This is a genomic window from Pseudomonas sp. E1BtOHC1, from assembly GCF_058744285.1.
The window spans coordinates 137692-159172 of sequence record NZ_CP196023.1 but is presented as its reverse complement, the minus strand read 5'-3'; the positions used below and the strand labels follow the sequence as shown (position 1 = coordinate 159172).

The 21481-nt window shown below is 60.9% G+C and carries 18 protein-coding genes; 9 read left to right on the top strand and 9 right to left on the bottom strand.

Features of this window, described 5'->3' with window-relative positions; all coding sequences use genetic code 11:
• Positions 1 to 25: 25 nt before the first annotated feature.
• From ACSSVC_RS00775 to ACSSVC_RS00740, 8 genes are all read right to left on the bottom strand, one after another.
• Positions 26 to 1948, bottom strand: a complete 1923-nt coding sequence (locus ACSSVC_RS00775) for a PrkA family serine protein kinase (RefSeq protein ID WP_011063831.1) — start codon at positions 1946 to 1948, stop codon at positions 26 to 28.
• A gap of 299 nt (positions 1949 to 2247) precedes the next feature.
• Positions 2248 to 2577: a thiosulfate sulfurtransferase GlpE gene (gene glpE, locus ACSSVC_RS00770; RefSeq protein WP_102861924.1), complete on the bottom strand. Its 330-nt coding sequence runs from the start codon at positions 2575 to 2577 to the stop codon at positions 2248 to 2250.
• A gap of 33 nt (positions 2578 to 2610) precedes the next feature.
• Positions 2611 to 3480: a symmetrical bis(5'-nucleosyl)-tetraphosphatase gene (locus ACSSVC_RS00765; protein WP_346633092.1), complete on the bottom strand. Its 870-nt coding sequence runs from the start codon at positions 3478 to 3480 to the stop codon at positions 2611 to 2613.
• Positions 3480 to 3860 carry a Co2+/Mg2+ efflux protein ApaG gene (gene apaG / locus ACSSVC_RS00760; protein WP_025131262.1) on the bottom strand — a complete coding sequence of 127 codons (381 nt, stop codon included), beginning with the start codon at positions 3858 to 3860 and terminating at the stop codon, positions 3480 to 3482. The genes ACSSVC_RS00765 and apaG overlap by 1 nt, the downstream gene beginning before the upstream one ends.
• A 126-nt stretch (positions 3861 to 3986) precedes the next feature.
• Positions 3987 to 4799 (bottom strand): 16S rRNA (adenine(1518)-N(6)/adenine(1519)-N(6))-dimethyltransferase RsmA, encoded by an 813-nt coding sequence (gene rsmA / locus ACSSVC_RS00755; RefSeq protein WP_346633091.1) that lies wholly within the window; start codon positions 4797 to 4799, stop codon positions 3987 to 3989.
• A complete protein-coding gene (gene pdxA / locus ACSSVC_RS00750) occupies positions 4796 to 5785 on the bottom strand; it encodes a 4-hydroxythreonine-4-phosphate dehydrogenase PdxA (protein WP_346633090.1) in 990 nt (329 codons plus the stop codon). The genes rsmA and pdxA overlap by 4 nt, the downstream gene beginning before the upstream one ends.
• Positions 5782 to 7098, bottom strand: a complete 1317-nt coding sequence (gene surA / locus ACSSVC_RS00745) for a peptidylprolyl isomerase SurA (RefSeq protein WP_148059765.1) — start codon at positions 7096 to 7098, stop codon at positions 5782 to 5784. The genes pdxA and surA overlap by 4 nt, the downstream gene beginning before the upstream one ends.
• The gene (locus ACSSVC_RS00740; RefSeq protein ID WP_346633089.1) at positions 7079 to 9904 is read right to left on the bottom strand and encodes an LPS-assembly protein LptD; all 2826 of its coding nucleotides are present in this window, start codon (positions 9902 to 9904) and stop codon (positions 7079 to 7081) included. Before ACSSVC_RS00740 ends, surA begins: the two co-directional genes overlap by 20 nt.
• A gap of 130 nt (positions 9905 to 10034) precedes the next feature.
• On the opposite strand from ACSSVC_RS00740, the gene ACSSVC_RS00735 reads away from it, so the two are divergent.
• From ACSSVC_RS00735 to ACSSVC_RS00725, 3 genes are read left to right on the top strand one after another with little or no spacing between them, the layout of a single operon-like run.
• A complete protein-coding gene (locus tag ACSSVC_RS00735) occupies positions 10035 to 11060 on the top strand; it encodes an aminoglycoside phosphotransferase family protein (protein ID WP_492611900.1) in 1026 nt (341 codons plus the stop codon).
• The gene (gene murU / locus ACSSVC_RS00730; RefSeq protein ID WP_404937785.1) at positions 11057 to 11731 is read left to right on the top strand and encodes an N-acetylmuramate alpha-1-phosphate uridylyltransferase MurU; all 675 of its coding nucleotides are present in this window, start codon (positions 11057 to 11059) and stop codon (positions 11729 to 11731) included. Before ACSSVC_RS00735 ends, murU begins: the two co-directional genes overlap by 4 nt.
• Position 11732: 1 nt before the next feature.
• Positions 11733 to 12500 carry a TerB family tellurite resistance protein gene (locus ACSSVC_RS00725; protein WP_404937784.1) on the top strand — a complete coding sequence of 256 codons (768 nt, stop codon included), beginning with the start codon at positions 11733 to 11735 and terminating at the stop codon, positions 12498 to 12500.
• Between the two features lie 49 nt (positions 12501 to 12549).
• Here ACSSVC_RS00725 and ACSSVC_RS00720 read toward each other — a convergent pair whose 3' ends face one another.
• Positions 12550 to 13539, bottom strand: a complete 990-nt coding sequence (locus ACSSVC_RS00720; RefSeq protein ID WP_346633085.1) for an alpha/beta hydrolase family protein — start codon at positions 13537 to 13539, stop codon at positions 12550 to 12552.
• A 74-nt stretch (positions 13540 to 13613) separates the two neighbouring features.
• Here ACSSVC_RS00720 and ACSSVC_RS00715 point away from each other — a divergent pair, with 74 nt between their 5' ends.
• From ACSSVC_RS00715 to ACSSVC_RS00690, 6 genes are all read left to right on the top strand, one after another.
• The gene (locus ACSSVC_RS00715; RefSeq protein WP_346633084.1) at positions 13614 to 16013 is read left to right on the top strand and encodes a PAS domain-containing sensor histidine kinase; all 2400 of its coding nucleotides are present in this window, start codon (positions 13614 to 13616) and stop codon (positions 16011 to 16013) included.
• A 13-nt stretch (positions 16014 to 16026) separates the two neighbouring features.
• On the top strand, positions 16027 to 16656 hold the full coding sequence (locus tag ACSSVC_RS00710) for a response regulator (RefSeq protein WP_346633083.1): 630 nt from the start codon (positions 16027 to 16029) through the stop codon (positions 16654 to 16656).
• 248 nt (positions 16657 to 16904) lie between these two features.
• Complete coding sequence (locus ACSSVC_RS00705; protein ID WP_346633082.1) at positions 16905 to 18029, top strand: ABC transporter ATP-binding protein; 1125 nt, start codon at positions 16905 to 16907, stop codon at positions 18027 to 18029.
• Between the two features lie 43 nt (positions 18030 to 18072).
• Positions 18073 to 19134 (top strand): ABC transporter substrate-binding protein, encoded by a 1062-nt coding sequence (locus tag ACSSVC_RS00700; RefSeq protein ID WP_346633081.1) that lies wholly within the window; start codon positions 18073 to 18075, stop codon positions 19132 to 19134.
• Between the two features lie 145 nt (positions 19135 to 19279).
• Complete coding sequence (locus ACSSVC_RS00695; RefSeq protein WP_346633080.1) at positions 19280 to 20527, top strand: ABC transporter permease; 1248 nt, start codon at positions 19280 to 19282, stop codon at positions 20525 to 20527.
• Positions 20528 to 20540: 13 nt separating this feature from the next.
• On the top strand, positions 20541 to 21365 hold the full coding sequence (locus ACSSVC_RS00690; RefSeq protein WP_016963813.1) for an ABC transporter permease: 825 nt from the start codon (positions 20541 to 20543) through the stop codon (positions 21363 to 21365).
• Positions 21366 to 21481: the final 116 nt, after the last annotated feature.

Below are 21481 nucleotides of genomic sequence, written 5' to 3'. Positions count from 1 at the left end.
TTGTGGCTAGAAGCTTGCAGCTGCTTCACTGCGATTTTCTGACCCGCAGATACCATTCGGACAGCAGCCGTACCTGTTTGTCGGTGTAGCCGCGCTCGACCATTCGTGTGACGAAGTCGTTGTGTTTCTGCTGATCCTCCTTGCTGGCCTTGGCGTTGAAGCTGATGACCGGCAGCAGATCCTCGGTGTTGGAGAACATTTTCTTCTCGATGACCACCCGCAGCTTCTCGTAGCTGAGCCAAGTGGGGTTCTTGCCATTGTTGTTGGCTCGGGCCCGCAGGACGAAGTTGACGATTTCGTTGCGGAAGTCTTTCGGGTTGCTGATGCCCGCAGGTTTTTCGATCTTCTCCAGCTCTTCGTTGAGGGCGACGCGATTGAGGATCTCGCCGGTTTCCGGATCGCGGTATTCCTGATCCTGAATCCAGAAGTCTGCGTAGAGAACATAACGGTCGAAGATGTTCTGGCCGTACTCGCTGTAGGACTCTAGGTAGGCGGTCTGGATCTCCTTGCCGATGAACTCGATGTAGCGCGGTGCCAGGTACTCCTTGAGGAAGCGCAGGTAGCGCTCGCGGGTTTCTGCCTGGAACTGCTCCTGCTCGATCTGCTGTTCCAGCACATACAGCAGGTGCACTGGGTTAGCCGCCACTTCATGGGGATCGAAGTTGAAGACTTTTGACAGAATCTTGAAAGCGAATCGAGTCGACAGGCCATTCATGCCTTCATCGACGCCGGCACTGTCGCGGTATTCCTGGATCGACTTGGCCTTGGGATCGGTGTCCTTCAGGTTCTCGCCGTCATAAACCCGCATCTTCGAGTAGATATTGGAGTTTTCCGGCTCCTTGAGGCGCGATAGCACAGTGAACTGCGCGAGCATCTTCAGGGTGTCGGGGGCGCAATGGGCCTTGGCCAGGGAACTGTTGAACAGCAGTTTGTCGTAAATCTTCACCTCATCAGTGACCCGCAGGCAGTAAGGCACCTTGACGATGTAGATACGGTCAATGAAGGCTTCGTTGTTCTTGTTGTTGCGGAAGGTGTGCCACTCCGATTCGTTGGAGTGGGCCAGCAGGATGCCTGTGAAGGGAATCGCTCCCAGCCCTTCGGTACTGTTGTAGTTGCCTTCCTGGGTGGCGGTGAGCAAAGGGTGCAGCACCTTGATCGGTGCCTTGAACATTTCGACGAACTCCATCAGGCCCTGGTTGGCCCGGCACAGTGCTCCGGAGTAGCTGTAGGCGTCGGCATCGTTCTGCGGGAATTCTTCCAGTTTACGGATATCCACCTTGCCCACTAGGGCGGAGATGTCCTGGTTGTTCTCATCGCCAGGTTCGGTCTTGGCCACGGCGATCTGGTTGAGAATCGATGGGTAAAGTTTCACTACCCGGAACTGGCTGATGTCACCACCGAATTCCGACAGGCGCTTGGTGGCCCACGGCGACATGATGGTGTTGAGGTAGCGCCGTGGGATGCCGAAGTCTTCTTCGAGAATGGCGCCATCTTCCGTGGCGTTGAACAGGCCCAGTGGCGACTCGAAGACCGGAGAGCCCTTGATGGCGTAGAAGGGCACTTTTTCGATCAGTTGTTTGAGCTTTTCGGCCAGGGAAGATTTACCACCCCCCACCGGTCCCAGGAGATAGAGGATCTGTTTCTTCTCTTCCAGGCCCTGAGCGGCATGGCGGAAATAGGAGACGATCTGGTCGATGCACTCTTCCATGCCATGGAAGTCTTCAAAGGCCGGATACCGCCTGATGACCTTGTTGGAGAAGATTCGCGACAGCCTCGAGTTGGTCGAGGTGTCCAGCAGCTCGGGTTCGCCGATGGCCAATAGCAAGCGCTCGGCGGCGGATGCATAGGCGCTTCGGTCCTTTTTGCACAGTTCCAGGTATTCCTGCAGCGAAAACTCTTCCTGGCGTGTGGATTCGAAGCGTTGTTGGAAGTGGCTAAAAATACTCATGACGTCACCTCGCTCGATACGTGGAGCCGGCGTCGGATCAGTCAGTCAAGTGCTGGCATGCAACTGAGTTTCCAGTTGCTGTTTACCCCCCAGAACACTTTCAAAGCTATCGACCTTGAAAGCTAGTACCGATGACCCGCTCGCCGGTGTACCGGCTCTCCCCTGATTTGGATGGCCTGAGGCTAAGGATAGTTCGGAATCCGGGAGGTCAAGGCGAGATGGGGAATTAGTTGCGCACTACCGTTCGTCCGGTGGCGCGTGAGCCCGCGTAGTACGCGGGCTAGAGCCGCTGAAAAAAATTATTCGGCGGTGCCTTGGGCGATTTCCGTCGGATAGGTGCTGCGCCATAGTTCGAAGCCGCCATCGAGGCTGTAAACGTCGGAAAAGCCCTGGCTCACCAGATACGCCGCAGCGCTCTGGCTGGAGTTGCCGTGATAGCAGACCACCACCAATGGGGCATCGAGATCGGCGCCGCGAATGAAGTCGGAAATGGAGTGATTATCCAGGTGTTGCGCGCCGCTGATATGGCTCAGTGCATAGGTTTGCGGGTCGCGGATATCCACGACCACTGCACCTTGTTCGCGCAGTGCCTGGGCCTGTTCTGGAGGGATGCGTTTGAATTCGCTCATGGCGGGCTCCTGGAGCTTGATAGTCAGCGCCGACTAGCGCTTTGCCGGGATGGGCAAGGGTTCGGGGGAAAGGGGCGCGGTATGCCCCTGTGCGTCGCAATCGCAGGTCAGGCGCACGCCTGTATCGACATTCAGCAAGGTCATGGCCCCGCCCCAGACGCAGCCGCTGTCCAGGGCGAAGATGCCGGGTTCGTTGCTATGGCCTTCCAGGGCCGCCCAGTGGCCGAAGATGATCTTCATGTCCCGGGTCTTGCGCTCCTTGTGACTGAACCAGGGGGCGTAGCCCGGTGGTGCGGTGTCCAGTCCTTCCTTGCTCTTGAGGTCGAGCTTGCCCTCGCTGGTGCAGAAACGCATGCGGGTGAAGTAGTTGGTGATGACGCGCAGGCGGGTCACGCCCTTGAGGTCGCTGTCCCATTTCGCTGGATCGTTGCCGTACATGCCGTCCAGGAAGGGCTCGAAGAGGTTGTCGTCGCGTAGCGCTTCCTCGACTTCGGCGGCGCACTTGAGGGCCTTCTTCAGGGACCATTGCGGGGCGATGCCGGCATGGACCAGGGCCACGTTGCGGGTTTCGTCGTAATGCATCAGTTTTTGCTGGCGCAACCACTGCAACAGTTCTTCGCAATCTGGGGCTTCAAGGATTTCCCGCAGTGTGTCGGACTTTTTCAGCCGTTCGATGTTGCGCCAGGCTGCCAGCAGGTGCAGGTCGTGATTGCCCAGCACGCAGACCAGCGAATCGCGAATGGAATAAAGGTAGCGCAGGGTTTCCAGTGACTGTGGACCGCGATTGACCAGGTCGCCCACCAGCCACAGGCGGTCCCGGGCAGGGTCGAAGGCGACTTGTTCAAGCAGGCACTGCAGCGGCTCCAGGCAGCCTTGCAGGTCGCCGACGGCGTAGGTCGCCATCAGTGCAGGGCTCCAGGGACTGCCAGGCGGAAGGGGGCAATGATGGCGTCGAACTGTTTGCCGTCCTCGGCCAGCATCTGGTAACTGCCCTGCATGTTGCCGACTCGGGTGGTCATCACCGTGCCGCTGCTGTAGGTGTGGCTCTTGCCGGCGGCAATCAATGGCTGCTGGCCAACCACGCCAGCGCCGCGAACTTCTTCTACATGGCCGTCACCGTCGGTGATCACCCAGTGCCGGGACAGCAGCTTGGCTGGGAGTGATCCGTTGTTCTGAACGGTAATGGTGTAGGCGAAAGCGAAGCGGTTCTGCTCGGGTTGCGATTGGTCTGCCAGAAAGCGGGTGACGACGCTGACGTCGACCTGATAACGAGGATCGGACATGCAAAAGGCCTTTAAAGCAAAGCGGGGCGCGGGACAAAGCTGATGGAGGTCAGTCTAGGTCAAGTATCGGGTAGTAAACCAGACATCCTGTCCGGCGTCCTACCCGATCTCGGGCAAGGGCGTTTCTCAGTCGGCGGCTGGCTTGGGCTGGTCGGCCAACTGATCGGCCAGACGCACGAAGGCGGCCAGGTCCAACTGCTCGGGGCGCAGGCTGCCATCGACACCGGCGGCTTCGATTTCGGCGCTGCTGAGGAGGGCCTTGAGGGTATTGCGCAGGGTCTTGCGGCGCTGGTTGAAGGCTTCGCGGACGATGCGCTCCAGCAGGCGATGATCCTTGGCTGGATGTGGCAGCACCGCGTGAGGCACCAGGCGCACGATGGCCGAATCAACCTTCGGTGGAGGATTGAAGGCGCCGGGGCCGACGTTGAACAGGTGTTCCACGCGGCAGTGATACTGAACCATGATCGACAGGCGACCCCAGTCACCGCCACCAGGGCCGGCGGCCAAACGCTCGACCACTTCCTTTTGCAGCATGAAGTGCATGTCGCGGATCAGCCCGGCGTTCTGCAGCAGGTGGAAGATCAGCGGGGTGGAGATGTTGTAGGGCAGGTTACCGACCACCCGCAGGCTGCTGGGGGCGGCGCCGAGGGTGTTGAAGTCGAACTTCAGGGCATCGCCCTGGTGCAGGTTGAAGTTGCTCTTGCTGGCGAACTGCTGGTTGAGGATCGGGATCAGATCCTTGTCCAGTTCCACCACGTCCAACTGGGCCCCGCTGCTCAGCAAGCCTTCGGTCAGTGCGCCCTGGCCCGGGCCGATTTCCAGCATGCGGTCTTCGGGTTTGGCGTGGATAGCTCGCAGGATACGGTCGATAACGCCGGCGTCATGCAGGAAGTTCTGGCCGAAGCGCTTGCGCGCCCGGTGTTGGTATTGCTCGCTCATAAACGGTTCTCGGCCATCTGGTAGGCGGTTTCCAGGGCGACCTGCAGGCTGCCGGTGTCGATCTTGCCGCTGCCGGCCAGATCCAGGGCGGTGCCGTGGTCGACGGAGGTGCGGATGATCGGCAGGCCGAGCGTCACATTGACGGCCGCGCCGAAGCCTTTGTATTTCAGCACGGGCAAGCCTTGGTCGTGGTACATCGCCAGCACTGCGTCGCAGTGCTCCAGATATTTGGGGGTAAACAGAGTGTCGGCAGGCAGTGGGCCGCGCAGGTCCATGCCTTCGTTGCGCAGACGCTCTAGGGTAGGTTCGATGATGTCGATTTCTTCACGGCCCAGATGCCCGCCTTCACCGGCGTGGGGGTTGAGTCCGCAAACCAGGATCCGTGGTTGGGCAATACCGAACTTGTGTTGCAGGTCGGCATGCAGAATCCGCGTGACTCGCTCCAGGCGTTCTGCGGTGATGGCGTCGGCTATCTCCCGCAAGGGCAGGTGCGTGGTCACCAGTGCCACGCGCAAGCCACGGGTGGCCAGCATCATGACCACTTGTTGGGTGTGGGTCAGGTCCGCAAGGAATTCGGTGTGCCCGGAAAAGGCGATCCCGGAATCGTTGATCACGCCTTTATGTACAGGGGCGGTGATCATGCCGGCAAAGTGTCCGTCCAGGCAGCCTTGGCCGGCCCGGGTCAGGGTTTCCAGGACGAAGGCCGCATTGGCCTGGTCCAGTTGGCCGCTGACCACTGGCTTGGCCAGGGGCGTGTCCCAGACATACAGGCTGCCCGCCGGAGCGGCTTCAGTCGGCAGTTGGTCCAAGGTCACTGGCAGCAGATTGACTGCCACGCCCAGCTGCGCGGCCCGCTCAAGGAGCAGGTCGCGGCTGGTAATGGCAATCAGGGGATATGGCTGGGGTTGCGAGGCGAGCAGCAGGCACAGGTCAGGACCTATACCCGCTGGTTCGCCGGGTGTCAGAGCGAAACGTCTGGGTTTCACTGTGCCGCCTGTTCAGCGCCAGGCAGTTTGATCTCGACGTAGGCCTCATCACGGATCTGCCGCAACCAGGTCTGCAGCTCTTCGTCGTACTTGCGGTTACGCAGCACGGTCATGGCTTGTTGCTCGCGGGCCTGACTGGTGCTGTCGGTGGCTCGACGACCAAGGACTTCCAGTACATGCCAGCCATAAGGGCTCTTGAACGGTTTGGACAGCTGACCTTGTGGGGTCTTGGCCATCACTTCGCGGAACTCAGGCACCAGAGCGTTCGGGTCGATCCAGTTGAGGTCACCGCCGTTGAGCGCCGAACCCGGGTCTTCCGAGTAGCTTTTCGCCAGTTCGGCAAAGTCTTCGCCGGCTTCGATGCGATCGTAGAGTTTCTGCGCCAGACGCTTGGTCTCTTCTTCGCTGCGAATCTCGCTTGGCTTGATCAGGATGTGGCGTACATGCACTTCGTCACGCACCTGATTGCCGCCGCCGCGCTTGTCCAGCAGCTTGAGAATGATAAAGCCGCCTGGGGTGCGGGCTGGCTGGGTGATATCACCCACTGCCATGGCGCTCAGCTCACGGTCGAACGGAGGAGGCAATTGAGCGGCTTTACGCCAGCCCATGTCGCCGCCTTCCAGGGCGTTGTCGCTGCCGGAGCGGGCAATCGCCAATTGCGCGAAGTCTGCACCTTGCTTGAGCTGCTGATACACGTCCATGGCCTGGCGAGCAGCACTCTGAATAGCTTCGGAGTTGGCGCTTTCCGGGGTCGGAATCAGGATGTTGGCCAGGTGCAGCTCTTCGGAGAGCTGCATCTTGCCAAGGTCCGAGGCCAGGAAGTTCTTCACTTCCTGTTCCGACACCTGAATACGCTCGGCCACCCGGCGCTGGCGCACGCGGCTGATGATCATTTCACGGCGCACTTGGTCACGAGCGTCTTCATAAGACAGACCGTCGTGGGCCAGGGCGGCACGGAACTGCTCGATGCTCATGCTGTTGCGCTGGGCAATGGTGCCAATGGCCTGGTTCAGTTCTTCATCGGTGATGCGGATGCCGGACCGTTCGCCAATCTGCAGTTGCAGGTTTTCAACGATCAGACGCTCCAGAACCTGCTGTTCCAGGACGCTGGTAGGCGGTACGCCACCGCCCCGCTTGGCGATGGTTTGCTGAACTTCGTGAACCCGCTGGTCCAACTGGCTCTGCATGACCACGTCGTTGTCGACGATGGCCACGACCTTGTCGATGGACTGCACTGCGGCGCTGGCCGCAGTGCTCAGGAACAGCGCGCCCAGCATCAGCGGGCGCAGACAATCAGAAAGCTTGGTCTTCACGTTCACGATAACCTTGGATGCCTTTGTCGAGGAAGCTCTCTACTTTGGTGCCCATGACGCCACCGAGACCCTTCAGAACAATTTGGAGGAAGATGCCGCGGTCGCCTTTCTCGTTTTCCGGAGCGTTCTGACTGAACTCGTCATACTTGACCCAGTAACGGCTGATCAGGCGCAGTTTCCAGCAGCAGTTGTCGTATTCGAAACCACCAAAGGCCTCGAGCGTGCGGTTACGGTTGTAGTCGTACTGCCAACGGCTGATGGCGTTCCATTGCGGCACGATCGGCCAGATCACCGAGAAGTCATGCTGCTGGATCTTGTAGTAGTCCTTCACGTAACCAGGCGTGCCCGGAGTACCGTAGTCGCCGCCCATTTTCCAGGTACCGCTGTTCTGGTCGTAGCGGATCTGGTCGTTGCGGTAGCGATAGCCGGCGTTGACCACCTTGTTCGGGTTGTCTTCAGGCTGGTAGTGGAACATCGCACTGCCGGAACGTGGGCTGTGGCTGTCCGGATCCCAGTTGTACTCTGCGTTGGCGCGCCAGTCGCGGTTGAAACGGTATTCGTATTCAAGGGCGTAAGGCGAGACGTTGGACGTTGCATCGTCACGAGTGCGGTAGTCGATACCCGGCAGTTGGACGGTGCGATCCTTGAGGTACAGAGCCTGGCCAACGCTGACGCGCTGACGCTGGAAACCGTTGTCTTCAATCCAGCGGCTGGTCACACCCAGCGACAGCTTGTTCTCGTCGCCGACGCGGTCCGAACCGGAAAAGCGGTTGTCGCGGAACAGCGAAGCGTAGTTGAAGGTCGATTCACCTGTATCGAATACCGGGATGTCCTTCTGGTCTTCCTCAGGTACATAGAGGTAGAACGCGCGCGGTTCCAGGGTCTGGCGGTAGTTTTTGCCAAACCATTGGGTATCGCGGTCGAAATACAGGCCACCGTCCACACTGGCGATTGGAACGCCGCGGTTTTGTGAGCTCTTGTACGACTCACCCAAGGCAGCAGCTCTATTCCTGTTGGTGACCAAGTCGTTTTTGCCTTGGCCATCCAGATCAAGATTGTACTGGGTGTACATGTACTTCAGGGATGGAGTCAGATAGCCATAGCTCCAGTTCAGCGGCAGGCTGACACCGGGCTTGAGGTTCAAGCGATCACCATTGGCGCGGGCCAGGCCCGCTACGTTAGTGTCCAGGCGCGGATTGCCTACCAACCCGGTGATAGGGTCAATCGGTCCGCCATCTTTATCTGTGTAATTACCCTTGAGCAGATCCCGCTCAAACCGAACCAGCTCGGTTTCATAGGTGAAATCCAGACCCTGCGGATGGTACGGCAGTGCGCCATTGAAGGTGATCTGCGGCAAGCGGTTGTAAGGCGTGATGTTGGCCACGCTCGCCAGCTCATACGCCTGCACGTTGAGGCGTGCGGTGTAATCGTCGCCACGGTAGGTTACGGCGCCTTGCTGGTTGACGTAGTCAGTGGACTTCACGCCGATCTGATCGGTCTGCAGATCCTGGAAGTAGTACGGATCGCTGATCTTGGTGTAGTCGACCTCGGTCATCACCCGCGAATCAAGCCCGCCCTTGTGCTGCCAGTTGAGCATGTAGCGGGTTTTTTCGTAGTCGGTCTGCTTCTTGCGATCAGTGTCGTCGTCGTTGAGGTACGCGGCGCCGAACTGACCTTCGCTGCTCTTGGTCAGGTAACGGAACTCGCCTTCCATCAACAGGCCGCGCTTGGACATGTAACGCGGGTACAACGTGGCATCGTAGTTCGGTGCCAGGTTGAAGTAGTACGGCGTGACCAGCATGAAACCGGTATCGCTGCCGGTGCCGATGCTCGGCGGCAGGAAGCCTGATTGACGACGGTCATCGATCGGGAAGTAGATATACGGGGTGTAGAGCACCGGAATATCTTTGACCCGCAAGGTCACGTTGGTCGCGGTACCGAAGCCGGTGGCCGGGTTCAAGGTGATGTTGTTGCCCTTGAGCTGCCAGGCGTTGCTGTTCGGTTCGCACGTGGTGTACGTACCATCCTTGAGGCGGATGATGGCGTTTTCGGCACGCTTGGCGTACAGCGCACTGCCGCGAACCCGCGACTTGTGCATCACGTATTCGGCGTTATCGACCTTGGCTTCGCCAGTGTCGAGCTGCACGTCGGCGTGGTCGCCGACCATCAGCGTGCCGTTATCGCGGATGCGTACGTTGCCGCTCAACTCGCCACGGTTCTCGGCCTGATACAGGTTGGCCTCGTCGGCCTCGACCTGCATGCTGCCCTGGCGCATGACCACGTCACCGGCCAGGGTCGCCACCTGTTCTTCCTGCTGATAACGCGAGGCCTTGGCACCGATAAAGGTGGGGGCGTCACTTTTATTCGTCTTGTCATTCATGCCAGGACGAATCGGTTCGATATAGGAACCAGAGCAGTAAGGACCGGTTTCGGCCAATTGAGCGGCGGTGAGCTTCTCGCGCGGTACCCAGTCGAGGTGGCTGTAGTCCGCACTGCGTGACTTCAGACCCCGGCCTTTGGCCTCGGTGACCAGCACCGGCTTGTCGCCGGCAGCTTGTTCTGCGGCGCCGCTGTCGGTTGCGGTGGCACCGTTGGAACTGACCGAGCTGGCATCGTGAACCGGCCGTGGAGGCAGTGGCGCTGCTGCGGTTTTCGGCGCACAGGCCCAGCCACCCGAAGCAGAGACTGAGCAGTCATACTGTTCCGCGGCGACCACGAAGGAAGTGGCTAGAGGTTGCAGGGCCAGCAAACCGCCGGTAACCAGCAACGGAAATTTTTTACGAAACGCGGGGGATTTCAATGCCATCTTATTAGTCCGGGCTTCCTGCGTGCCATCTGCCCGCGGTGTGGGCCGCACGCCTCTCGATGGTCTGAAAAAGATGCTGGATAATAAAGCATGACCCGCTTGACGGCTAGCGCCGTCGGAGACCCTTGTAATGCCTGACCAAGATGTACGCTTGCAACACCTGAAAGTTTGGCTCGATGAGCAGTTGGCGATTGTTTATGCAGCACAAGGCTGGGGCGAAGTACCCCCGGCAACATTGACCGCGGCCAGCAGTGACGCGAGTTTCCGCCGTTATTTCCGTTGGCAGGGTGCAGGCCGCAGCTTCGTGGTCATGGATGCTCCGCCACCCCAGGAAAACTGCAAACCCTTCGTGGATATCGCCCAATTGTTGGCGACTTCCGGCATCAACGTGCCGAAAATTTATGCCCAGGACTTGGTCCAGGGCTTTTTATTGCTCAACGACCTGGGCAACAAGACCTATCTCGATGTGATTGACGAAAGCAATGCCGATGCACTTTTCGAGGATGCACTGCAGGCCCTGCTGGCGTTTCAACAGCTACCGATGGATGCGCCACTGCCCAGCTACGATGTCGCTCTGCTGCGCCGTGAACTGGAGTTGTTTCCTGAGTGGTACGTCGGACATGAACTGGGTGTCACGTTCAGCGCGCAGCAGCGCGAACAGTGGCAGCGGGTCAGTGACCTGCTAATCGACAGCGCCCTGGCGCAACCCAAGGTGCTGGTGCATCGCGACTATATGCCACGCAACCTGATGCTCAGCGAACCGAATCCTGGGGTGCTGGACTTTCAGGATGCGGTCTACGGCCCAGTGACCTACGACGTGACCTGCCTGTTCAAGGATGCCTTCCTCAGTTGGCCGCAGCCCCGGGTGCGTGGCTGGCTGGAGGGTTATTGGCACCAGGCTCGAGCGCTGGGGATCCCCGTCCAGGAAGACTTCGAGGAGTTCCTCCGGGCCAGTGACCTGATGGGCGTACAGCGTCACCTCAAGGTGATCGGTATCTTCTCGCGGATATGCCACCGCGACGGCAAGCCTCGTTACCTGGCCGACGTGCCACGGTTCTTTGCCTATATAGAAGCAGTGCTGGCCCGTCGCCCCGAATTGGCCGAGCTTTCGCAACTGCTGCTCAGCCTGCGCCAGCCAGCAGGAGCCGATGCATGAAGGCGATGATTCTGGCCGCTGGCAAGGGCGAGCGCATGCGCCCCCTGACCCTGACCACCCCCAAGCCGCTGTTGCCTGTAGCCGGCATGCCCCTGATCGAATACCACCTGCTGGCGCTGGCCAAGGCGGGCTTTTGCGACATCGTGATCAACCATGCCTGGCTTGGTCAGCAGATCGAAGAAGCCCTTGGCAACGGTCAACGCTGGGGCCTGAACATCCAGTACTCGGCGGAAAGCGAGCCTCTGGAGACCGCCGGCGGCATTTTCAAAGCCTTGCCCTTGTTGGGGGATGAGCCGTTTTTGGTGGTCAATGGCGATATCTGGACCGACTACGACTTCGCCTCTCTGCGTCGGCCCCTGGCTGGACTGGCTCACTTGGTGATGGTGGATAACCCGGCGCACCATCCCAGTGGTGGCGATTTCTGCCTGCAGGACGGGATGTTGCACGATGCCCAGCCCGGATCTGAAGCCCTGACCTTCAGTGGTATTTCGGTCCTGCATCCAGGTTTGTTCCAGCACTGTGTCCCGGGCCCATTCAAACTGGCGCCGCTATTGCGCGAGGCCATGGCCCGGGGCCAGGTCAGCGGCGAGCATATGCAGGGGCAATGGATCGACGTGGGTACGGTCGAGCGCCTGGCGCAGGTTGAAGCCCTGCTGCAAGCGAGGCGCTGATATGTGGTGGCCAGGGACTCTGATCGGAGCCGGAGCGGGTTTTGCAATTGCCAGCATTCCTGGGGCCATGCTTGGTGCGTTGTTGGGACAGGCTCTGGACCGACGTCTGCAACTGCACAGCTGGGCGCATGTACGTGAGCGTCTGGGCGGTCGCCCGGCGTTGCGCAACGATGAACTGCTGTTCGTGTTGCTGGGACGCTTGGCTAAAAGTGATGGCAGGGTGGTGGATGGACATATCCAGCAGGCGCGTCAGGAAATGCGTTCGCTGGACATGAACGACTCAGCCCAGCGCCGAGCGATTGCAGCCTTCAATCGAGGCAAGTCGGGCAATGACCGTCTACGTGGTTATCTACGGCGCCTGAGTGCCCAGCCCTATGCCGCGGAAGGTGTACTGCGCGCCTGCTGGCGAATGGTCTGGGCCGATGGCCGGGTGGGCCCGACGGAGCGCGAACTGATCCAACTCTGGGGCAAATGGCTGGGCTGGACCACGGAACAGATCCAGGCGCTGGCGCAGGAATATGGCCCGGCGCGCAGGTCGCTGACCGAGGGAGCTCTCACCTATCAGGAAGCGCTGCGCTTGTTGGGGGTTGCCGCCACCGCTGAGCCGGCGCAGATCAAGCGCGCCTATCGCCGCCTGCTTAGCCGTCATCACCCGGACAAGATCGCCGGTAGTGGTGCCAGTGCCGCCCAGGTGCGGGAGGCGACGGAAACGACCCGTGAATTGCACAGCGCCTATGCCCTGATACGCGAGCGCCGGGATTTCCGCTGAGGCCTGGTCGGGCCGCCGTTACCAGTCAGGCAGCGGCGGCTCAAGCTCTTCAGCTGTCGGGGTTCTGCGGGTTCAACCAGCCACGTACCCGGCGGAACAGTTGCTCTTGCTGGGCCGCATGATTGCCAGGCAAGGCTTTCAGGGGGATCTGGCTGAAGTTTGAATGCTTCAGGCGCTTACTGGCTTGCAGTCGTTCCAGTGCCGCTTTCTGCGCGGCGCTCTTGTCGACATAGAAGAAGTCTGCGGTTGCCAGCTTCAAGGTCGGTGTCAACTCTGCCAGTTGTGGCTTGCCATTGGTGGGGGTCTGGGCGGCCACCATCACCAGTTTCTGTACCTGGGACGGCTGTTTTTCGCTCAGGTAGCGTGCGGCCCAGTAGGCGCCAGTGCCATGGCCCAGGAGCACAATGCTGCGGGCATTCTGCTGTTCGGCGAAGGCCAGGGCTGCATCAATCCGGGTGAAGATGCGCTCGGCATCGGCCTTGACCTGCTCCTCGGTGCTTTCTGCGACCGCGCGGTCCGCCACGTCGGCTTCGCCACCGGCGGCTTGCTCGATGGGCTTGGCCTCGGCGCTGGCGTCCTTAGCGGTATTGCTGGTGTCCGCTGGTGGCGGTGCGGCCTCGACGATCCGCGGTTGTGCCGCGTCGCTGAGCATGTCCGGCAGGGTCAGGCTCAGACTGCCCCAATCGGTGTCCGGCAGTTTATTGCGCAGTGGGGCCACGGCTTGTGGCCAGTCGGCGCTTTCACCGGCTCCCGGGAGGATAATCACCACGCCCTTGGGTTCGCTGGTGTTGGCCGGTTTCCACAGGGCCAGGAAGGTATCGCCACCGGCTTGCAACTGCTGTTGCTCCTGGACAGGCAACTGACGCTCCAGGGCGCTGGCATCTTCCTGGCTGCGTTCAGGCAGGGTTTGGCGTTGCGCCGGTTGTTCCTCGGGGCTCTTGGTTTCCGGGGCCGGGTCGGCGGCTTCCACAGAAAAGGTCCAAGGCAGGATCAGCGACAGGCACAATGCAGGCAGTGCCGAGCGGTGGACAAGGGGCATCGGATATTCCAGGCCAGAAGTAATTCCGGCAGCCTAATGGGTTGGTCAGTATTTGTCAGGGTGTGAGACTTCAGATGATGCTTTTTCGCTGCCTTCTGCTTATCGGCTGTCTGTGCCTTCCCTTGATAGGCAGGGCGGCGCCGCCGTCCCACGTGCCCACCGCGCCTTTGAGCCATGAACAGCGCCAGTGGCTTGAACGGCACCCGGAGTTGCGGGTGGGGCTGGTACTGCAGGCACCGTTCGCCCAATACGACCGGCGCCTGCAACGTCTGTCCGGGGCAAACGTCGAACTGATGCAGGCCTTGGCCCAGGCCCTGAAGATCGAACTCAGCTGGCGCAACTTTCCCGATCAGGCACAGCTGGAAAGAGCCCTGCGCGACGGTGAAGTGGACATGGCCCCCGGCCTGACCCAGACCCCCGCGGGCCTGAGGTTGTGGCTGTTCAGTGACCCTTATATGCGTGTGCCGCAGTTGGTGGTGGGGGAGCGCAAGGGCGCGGGGGCGGTGGAGCTGGAGAAGCTCGACAGCCAGGCCCGAGTCGCGGTGCGCATGCCCAGCGCGGTGGCCGACTACCTGCGCCTGACCTACCCCAACCTGAATCTGCAAGGGGTTCCCCTGGAGCGCCAGGCTCTGCAACTGCTGCTGAGCCAGCAAGCCCGCTATGCGGTAGTGGATGAAGCCCAGCTCAGTCGCCTGTCGGCGGAAGCAGAGTTTTCCGGGTTGGCGGTGGTGGGGGATATCGGCCTGCCGCAGTTGTTACGGGTAGCGACCCGTCGCGACTGGCCGGAGCTGGCCAGTATCGTAGAAACAGCCCTGCACGCGATCCCGGCCAAGGAGCTGGAACAACTGCACAGTCGTTGGCTGCAGCCCAAGTACCCGCGCCTGGGAGAGTCTCCCGGTGTTTGGCAGAACCTCGCCTTGCTGCTGATGATCCTGTTGCTGGCCAGCTTGGCGATTGTCTTCTGGCAGCGTCGTCAGCAACGCAGTCTGGAACAGCGGTTATTGGCGGCGCGGGAGGATATCGCCCTGCGCGCCGCCAGCGAAGAAGCCCTGCGCCTGACCCAGTTTTCCATTGATCAGAGCACCGTGGGCATTCTCTGGGTCAACTGGGACAGCCATGTTCGTTATGCCAACCGAGCCGCTGAAGAGATGCTCGGTTACCCGGCAGGCGGAGTGATCGACCGCCCGCTGATCGATTTCGAGCCCAACCTGCACATGGATCGGTGGCTCAACCTGTGGAAGCGTGCCCGGGCCAGTGAGGAGGGCGCGCAGAGTTTCGAGACCCAGTGCGTGCGTGCCGACGGCAGCATCCTGCCGGCGGACGTGTCCTTGAGCTTCCTGCGTTTTCGCGACAGTGAATACCTGGTGGTCTACCTCAATGACGTCACCGAGCGACGCCGGGCGCTGGCGGCCCTGCGGGAAAGCGAGGCACGCCTGCAGGGCATCGCCGCCAACGTCCCGGGTCTGGTGTTCCGCCTGGAGCGGGCGCCGGTCACCGGGCAGATCGATTTCGCCTATATCAGTGAAGGCAGTGAAACCCTGGTGGGCTACTCGCCGGCGACACTTGCCCACCGGGACACGGGCCTGCGCAGCCTGGTGCACCCCGATGACAAGGCCAGTTATCACCAGACCCAGGATCAAGCGCTGGACACCGATAGCGACTGGTCCTGGCAAGGTCGCATCCTGACCCGTCAGGGCCAGCAGCGCTGGGCCGAGATCAAGGCCATCACCCGACGCCTGGATGACGGCGCTTTTGTCTGGGACGGCATTGTCTGGGACATCAGCGAAAGCAAGCGCATCGAGCTGGAGCTGGCCAGCTCCCGTGAACAACTGCGGGAATTGTCAGCGCATCTGGAAAGTGTGCGCGAAGAAGAAAAGGCCCGCATTGCCCGGGAAGTCCATGACGAACTGGGGCAGATGCTCACCGTGCTCAAGCTGGAAACCTCCATGTGCGAACTGGCCTATGCCCAACTCGACCCGGGCCTGCACGAACGGCTCAACAGCATGAAGCGCCTGATCGCCCAACTGTTCCAACTGGTGCGCGATGTGGCCACGGCCCTGCGGCCGCCGATCCTCGATGCGGGCATCGCGTCGGCCATCGAATGGCAGGCCCGACGGTTTGAGGCACGCACCCAGATTCCCTGTCTGGTTCAAGTACCGGAAAACCTGCCGCGGCTGAGCGACGCCAAGGCCGTCGGCCTGTTCCGTATCCTCCAGGAGGCCCTGACCAATGTCATGCGCCATGCCCAGGCGCATACTGTGGAACTCACCCTGGCCCTGGAAGAGGGCGAGTTGTGCATGACCATCAGCGATGACGGTCTTGGTTTCGATACCGCCTCTGCACGCCCGACGTCCTTTGGCCTGGTGGGCATGCGCGAGCGGGTGCTGATCATGGGCGGCAGCCTGTCGCTGCACAGTGAAGAGGGAGAGGGCACCATCCTGAGTGTCCGGGTGCCCCTGGACCGAGAACAATAACGAGGAGACGCGCGTGATCCGTGTACTGGTAGCCGAAGACCACACCATTGTCCGCGAAGGCATCAAGCAGTTGATCGGTCTGGCCAAGGACCTGATCGTGGTGGGCGAGGCGAGCAACGGTGAACAGCTGTTGGAAACCCTGCGCCAGGTGCCCTGTGAAGTGGTGCTGCTGGATATCTCCATGCCCGGGGTAAATGGTCTGGAAGCCATTCCACGAATTCGGGCCCTGAACAATCCGCCGGCAATCCTGGTGCTGTCGATGCATGACGAGGCGCAGATGGCTGCGCGGGCGCTGAAGATCGGCGCTGCCGGCTACGCCACCAAGGACAGTGATCCGTCGTTGTTGCTGACGGCAATCCGCAAGGTTGCGTCCGGCGGGCGCTATATCGACCCGGACCTGGCGGACCGCATGGTCTTCGAGGTCGGCCTGACCGATGCCCGGCCCTTGCATTCGCTGCTTTCCGAGCGCGAGTTCTCGGTCTTCGAACGCCTGGCCCAGGGCGCCAACGTCAATGACATTGCCCAGCAACTGGCCCTGAGCAGCAAGACCATCAGCACCCACAAGGCACGGCTGATGCAGAAGCTCAATATCACCTCCCTGGCGGAGCTGGTGAAATACGCCATGGAGCACAAGCTGCTCTGAGGAGAATCGGGCCGCGGGGAGGAGCACGTATCCATTTGCGACATCCCCACCCCCAGGCTTTTGCCGGTTCTTGCAGCTTGTCGCTTGAACGTTGCGGCTGCCCTTATCCAATCCCGCCATCCTTGTAGGGCAATCCCTACACGCAACCTTCCAGGCGGCTGAGGCGAATCTCTCCTGCGCCCCGATTTGCGCGGCCTGCGGCCTCCACTAGGCTTGTTCCACAGCCGTCTAAAACAAAAGGTGTGGGTATGAGCGAGGTCGATTCAAGCGCTGGGGCCAACGATGTTCTGGTCAGCTTTCGTGGTGTGCAGAAAAGCTACGACGGTGAAAACCTGATCGTCAAAGACCTCAACCTGGATATTCGCAAAGGCGAGTTCCTCACCCTGCTGGGGCCGTCCGGGTCCGGCAAGACCACCAGCCTGATGATGCTGGCCGGTTTCGAGACCCCAACCGCGGGCGAGATCCAACTGGCCGGGCGCTCCATTAACAATGTACCGCCGCACAAGCGCGACATCGGCATGGTGTTCCAGAACTACGCGCTGTTCCCGCACATGACCGTGGCCGAGAACCTGGGCTTTCCGCTGTCGGTGCGTGGCCTCAGCAAGACCGACATCAGTGAACGGGTCAAGCGGGTGCTGAGCATGGTCCAGCTCGATGCTTTCGCCCAGCGTTATCCGGCGCAATTGTCCGGTGGCCAGCAGCAGCGTGTGGCCCTGGCCCGTGCCCTGGTGTTCGAGCCGCAGTTGGTGCTGATGGACGAACCCCTCGGTGCCCTCGACAAGCAACTGCGTGAACACATGCAGATGGAGATCAAACACCTGCATCAGCGCCTGGGTGTGACTGTGGTCTACGTGACTCACGACCAGGGTGAGGCCCTGACCATGTCCGATCGGGTGGCGGTGTTCCATCAGGGCGAAATCCAACAGATTGCCCCGCCGCGAACCCTCTACGAAGAGCCCAAAAACACCTTCGTCGCCAACTTCATTGGCGAGAACAACCGTCTTAACGGTCGCCTCCACAGCCATGCCGGCGAGCGTTGTGTGGTGGAGCTGGGGCGTGGCGAAAAAGTCGAGGCGTTGGCGGTGAATGTCGGCCAGATCGGCGGGCCAGTGACCCTTTCCATCCGTCCGGAGCGCGTGAGTCTTAACGGCTCCAGCGAACGCTGCGTCAACCGCTTCTCCGGGAGGGTGGCGGAATTCATCTATCTGGGCGACCACGTCCGGGTGCGCCTGGAAGTCTGCGGCAAGAGCGACTTCTTCGTGAAACAGCCGATTGCCGAGCTTGATCCTGCGCTGGCGGTGGGCGACGTGGTGCCGCTTGGCTGGCAAGTCGAGCACGTTCGCGCGCTTGACCCGCTTCTAGAGGCGAATTGATCGCCCCCCTGCAACACCAACCTGCACGTGGAGAACACAATAAATGTTGAGATCCCTGAAATTCACCGCCCCCCTCAGCGCTATCGCTGTGGCACTGGGCATGCTGGGTGCGGCGCACGCCATGGCGGCGGGACCGGACCTGACCGTGGTGTCCTTTGGCGGGGCGAACAAGGCGGCTCAGGTCAAAGCCTTCTACGCGCCCTGGGAAGCGGCGGGCCATGGCAAGATCGTCGCTGGCGAATACAACGGCGAGATGGCCAAGATCAAGGCCATGGTCGACACCAAGAGCGTGTCCTGGGACCTGGTAGAGGTCGAATCCCCTGAACTGTCCCGCGGTTGCGACGAGGATATGTTCGAGCAACTGGACCCGGCCCTGTTCGGCAAGAGCGAAGACTACGTCAAGGGTGCCATCCAGCCTTGCGGCGTGGGCTTCTTCGTCTGGTCCACGGTGCTGGCCTACAACGCTGACAAACTGAAAGCACCACCAGGCAGTTGGGCCGATTTCTGGGACACCAAGCAGTTCCCGGGCAAGCGCGGTCTGCGCAAGGGCGCCAAGTACACCCTGGAGTTCGCTTTGATGGCCGACGGCGTCGCGCCCAAGGATGTCTATAAAGTCCTGGCAGGCAAGGACGGCCAGGATCGCGCCTTCAAGAAACTCGATGAGCTCAAGCCTTACATTCAGTGGTGGGAAGCCGGCGCCCAGCCGCCGCAGTACCTGGCTTCCGGCGACGTGGTCATGAGCTCGGCCTACAACGGCCGGATCGCCGCGGTGCAGAAGGAAAGCAACCTGAAAGTGGTGTGGAACGGCGGTATCTACGATTTCGATGCCTGGGCCATTCCAAAGGGCCTGGACAAGGCTCGCGCTGAAGCCGCGAAGAAATTCATCGCCTACTCGGTGCAGCCGCAGCAGCAGAAAACCTATTCGGAAAACATTGCCTACGGTCCAGCCAACATCCAGGCCGTGCCGCTGCTGGCCAAGGACATTCTCAAGGACATGCCCACCACCCCGGAAAACATCGCCAATCAGGTGCAGATCGACGTCAGCTTCTGGGCTGACAACGGCGAGCAACTGGAACAGCGCTTTAACGCCTGGGCAGCCAAGTAACCACCCCCAGCTGTTGTAGGAGCGAGCTTGCTCGCGAAGGCGTGATCAGCGGCACCACTGGTGTTGCCTGATGCGCCTTGTTCGCGGGCAGCCCGCTCCTGCCTCCGGTGGTTTGTATTCGAAAGTTCGATTCACGGAGTTTGTCATGACCATCACCGTTCCCTTGAACGCGGTCACCGGCCCGACCTTGAAGCAGCGGCTGGCCCGTGCCGAGCGGGTCAACCGCTGGAAGGCACAGGCCTTGATCGCGCCCCTGGTGCTGTTTCTGCTGCTGGTGTTCCTGGTACCGATTGTGGCGCTGCTGTACAAGAGCGTCGGCAACCCGGAAGTGGTCGGGGGCATGCCGCGCACTGTCGCGGCCGTGAGTGCCTGGGATGGTCGTGGGCTGCCCGCCGAAGCGGCCTACAAAGCCTTGAGCGAAGACCTGTTCGAAGCCCGCAAGAATCAAACCCTGGGCGACTTGTCCAAGCGCCTGAACATGGAGTTGGCCGGCTATCGCAGCCTGCTGACCAAAACCGCCCGTGCCTTGCCGTTCAAGGCCGAGCCCGAATCCTATAAAGAAGCCATGGAGAGTCTGGACGAGCGCTGGGGCGATCCGGCCTACTGGCAGGCGATCCGTCGCAACACCAGCAGCCTGACGCCCTATTACCTGCTGGCGGCGGTGGACCATCGCATCGATGACCTGGGAGAGCTGGCCCCGGCCACCCCGGATCAGTCCATCTACCTGGATATCTTTGCCCGGACCTTCTGGATGGGCCTGGTGATCACCGCTATCTGCCTGGCGCTGGCCTATCCCCTGGCTTACCTGCTGGCCAACCTGCCGGCGCGTAAAAGCAATCTGTTGATGATCCTGGTGCTGCTGCCGTTCTGGACTTCGATCCTGGTGCGGGTAGCGGCGTGGATCGTGCTGCTGCAGTCCGGCGGCCTGATCAACAGTGCGCTGCTGGCCATGGGGGTGATCGATAAGCCTCTGGAATTGGTGTTCAACCGCACCGGGGTCTACATCTCCATGGTGCATATCCTGCTGCCGTTCATGATCCTGCCGATCTACAGCGTAATGAAGGGCATCTCACCCACTTACATGCGCGCAGCGATCTCCCTGGGCTGCCATCCATTCGCCAGCTTCTGGCGCGTGTATTTCCCGCAGACCTACGCCGGGGTCGGCGCCGGCTGTCTGCTGGTGTTCATCCTGGCCATCGGCTACTACATCACCCCGGCGCTGCTGGGCAGCCCGAACGATCAGATGGTCAGCTACTTCGTCGCTTTCTACACCAACACCAGTATCAACTGGGGCATGGCTACGGCCCTGGGCGGCCTGTTGTTGCTGGCGACCATCGTGCTCTATCTGATTTACAGCTGGCTGGTGGGCGCCAGTCGCCTGCGCCTGAGCTAAGGAGAGAATCGAAATGCTGAGCCCCTACATGTCGCCCGTCGAACGGGTCTGGTTCTACAGCTTGCGGATTCTCTGCGGCTTGATCCTGTTGTTCCTGGTATTGCCGGTGCTGGTGATCATCCCGCTGTCGTTCAACTCCGGGAGCTTTCTGGTGTACCCACTGCAGGGCTTCTCGCTGCACTGGTACCAGGACTTCTTCGCCTCCGCCGAATGGATGCGAGCGCTGAAGAACAGCATCATCGTCGCCCCGGCCGCGACCTTGCTGGCGATGGTCTTCGGCACCCTGGCGGCCATCGGTCTGACCCGTGGCGATTTCCCCGGCAAGGCGCTGGTGATGGCCCTGGTGATTTCGCCGATGGTGGTGCCGGTGGTGATCATCGGTGTTGCCAGCTATCTGTTCTTTGCCCCGCTGGGCATGGGCAACAGTTTCTTCTCGCTGATCATCGTGCACGCGGTGCTGGGGGTGCCCTTCGTGATCATCACCGTGTCGGCGACCCTGCAAGGCTTCAACCACAACCTGGTGCGGGCTGCAGCCAGCCTCGGCGCTTCGCCGTTGACCACCTTTCGCCGGGTGACCTTGCCCCTGATTGCCCCCGGAGTAATCAGTGGTGCGCTGTTCGCCTTCGCCACCTCGTTCGACGAAGTGGTGGTGACCCTGTTCCTCGCCGGCCCCGAGCAAGCGACGTTGCCACGGCAGATGTTCAGCGGTATCCGCGAAAACCTCAGCCCGACCATCGCCGCCGCCGCCACGCTGCTGATCGCCTTCTCGGTGATCCTGCTGCTGACCCTGGAGTGGCTGCGTGGGCGCAGCGAGAAACTGCGCACCGCCCAGGTGTGAAGTCCTTGGCCTTCCTGACGGGTGTTGCCAGGCGCGACATCGGTCAGGAAGAGAAGGGAATTCGTCTGCTGAATAGGCGACAATCGACAATCCGCGACTACGCTTGTGCCGGCTCC

Excerpts from the sequence above, each read along its gene's own strand:
- ACSSVC_RS00700 (WP_346633081.1), top strand. The coding sequence starts at position 18,073 with ATGTTGAGATCCCTGAAATTCACCGCCCCCCTCAGCGCTATCGCTGTG.
- apaG (WP_025131262.1), bottom strand. The coding sequence starts at position 3,860 with ATGTCCGATCCTCGTTATCAGGTCGACGTCAGCGTCGTCACCCGCTTT.
- ACSSVC_RS00695 (WP_346633080.1), top strand. The coding sequence starts at position 19,280 with ATGACCATCACCGTTCCCTTGAACGCGGTCACCGGCCCGACCTTGAAG.
- murU (WP_404937785.1), top strand. The coding sequence starts at position 11,057 with ATGAAGGCGATGATTCTGGCCGCTGGCAAGGGCGAGCGCATGCGCCCC.
- ACSSVC_RS00705 (WP_346633082.1), top strand. The coding sequence starts at position 16,905 with ATGAGCGAGGTCGATTCAAGCGCTGGGGCCAACGATGTTCTGGTCAGC.
- ACSSVC_RS00725 (WP_404937784.1), top strand. The coding sequence starts at position 11,733 with ATGTGGTGGCCAGGGACTCTGATCGGAGCCGGAGCGGGTTTTGCAATT.
- glpE (WP_102861924.1), bottom strand. The coding sequence starts at position 2,577 with ATGAGCGAATTCAAACGCATCCCTCCAGAACAGGCCCAGGCACTGCGC.
- ACSSVC_RS00775 (WP_011063831.1), bottom strand. The coding sequence starts at position 1,948 with ATGAGTATTTTTAGCCACTTCCAACAACGCTTCGAATCCACACGCCAG.
- ACSSVC_RS00765 (WP_346633092.1), bottom strand. The coding sequence starts at position 3,480 with ATGGCGACCTACGCCGTCGGCGACCTGCAAGGCTGCCTGGAGCCGCTG.
- ACSSVC_RS00715 (WP_346633084.1), top strand. The coding sequence starts at position 13,614 with ATGATGCTTTTTCGCTGCCTTCTGCTTATCGGCTGTCTGTGCCTTCCC.
- ACSSVC_RS00720 (WP_346633085.1), bottom strand. The coding sequence starts at position 13,539 with ATGCCCCTTGTCCACCGCTCGGCACTGCCTGCATTGTGCCTGTCGCTG.
- rsmA (WP_346633091.1), bottom strand. The coding sequence starts at position 4,799 with ATGAGCGAGCAATACCAACACCGGGCGCGCAAGCGCTTCGGCCAGAAC.
- ACSSVC_RS00735 (WP_492611900.1), top strand. The coding sequence starts at position 10,035 with ATGCCTGACCAAGATGTACGCTTGCAACACCTGAAAGTTTGGCTCGAT.
- ACSSVC_RS00740 (WP_346633089.1), bottom strand. The coding sequence starts at position 9,904 with ATGGCATTGAAATCCCCCGCGTTTCGTAAAAAATTTCCGTTGCTGGTT.
- ACSSVC_RS00690 (WP_016963813.1), top strand. The coding sequence starts at position 20,541 with ATGCTGAGCCCCTACATGTCGCCCGTCGAACGGGTCTGGTTCTACAGC.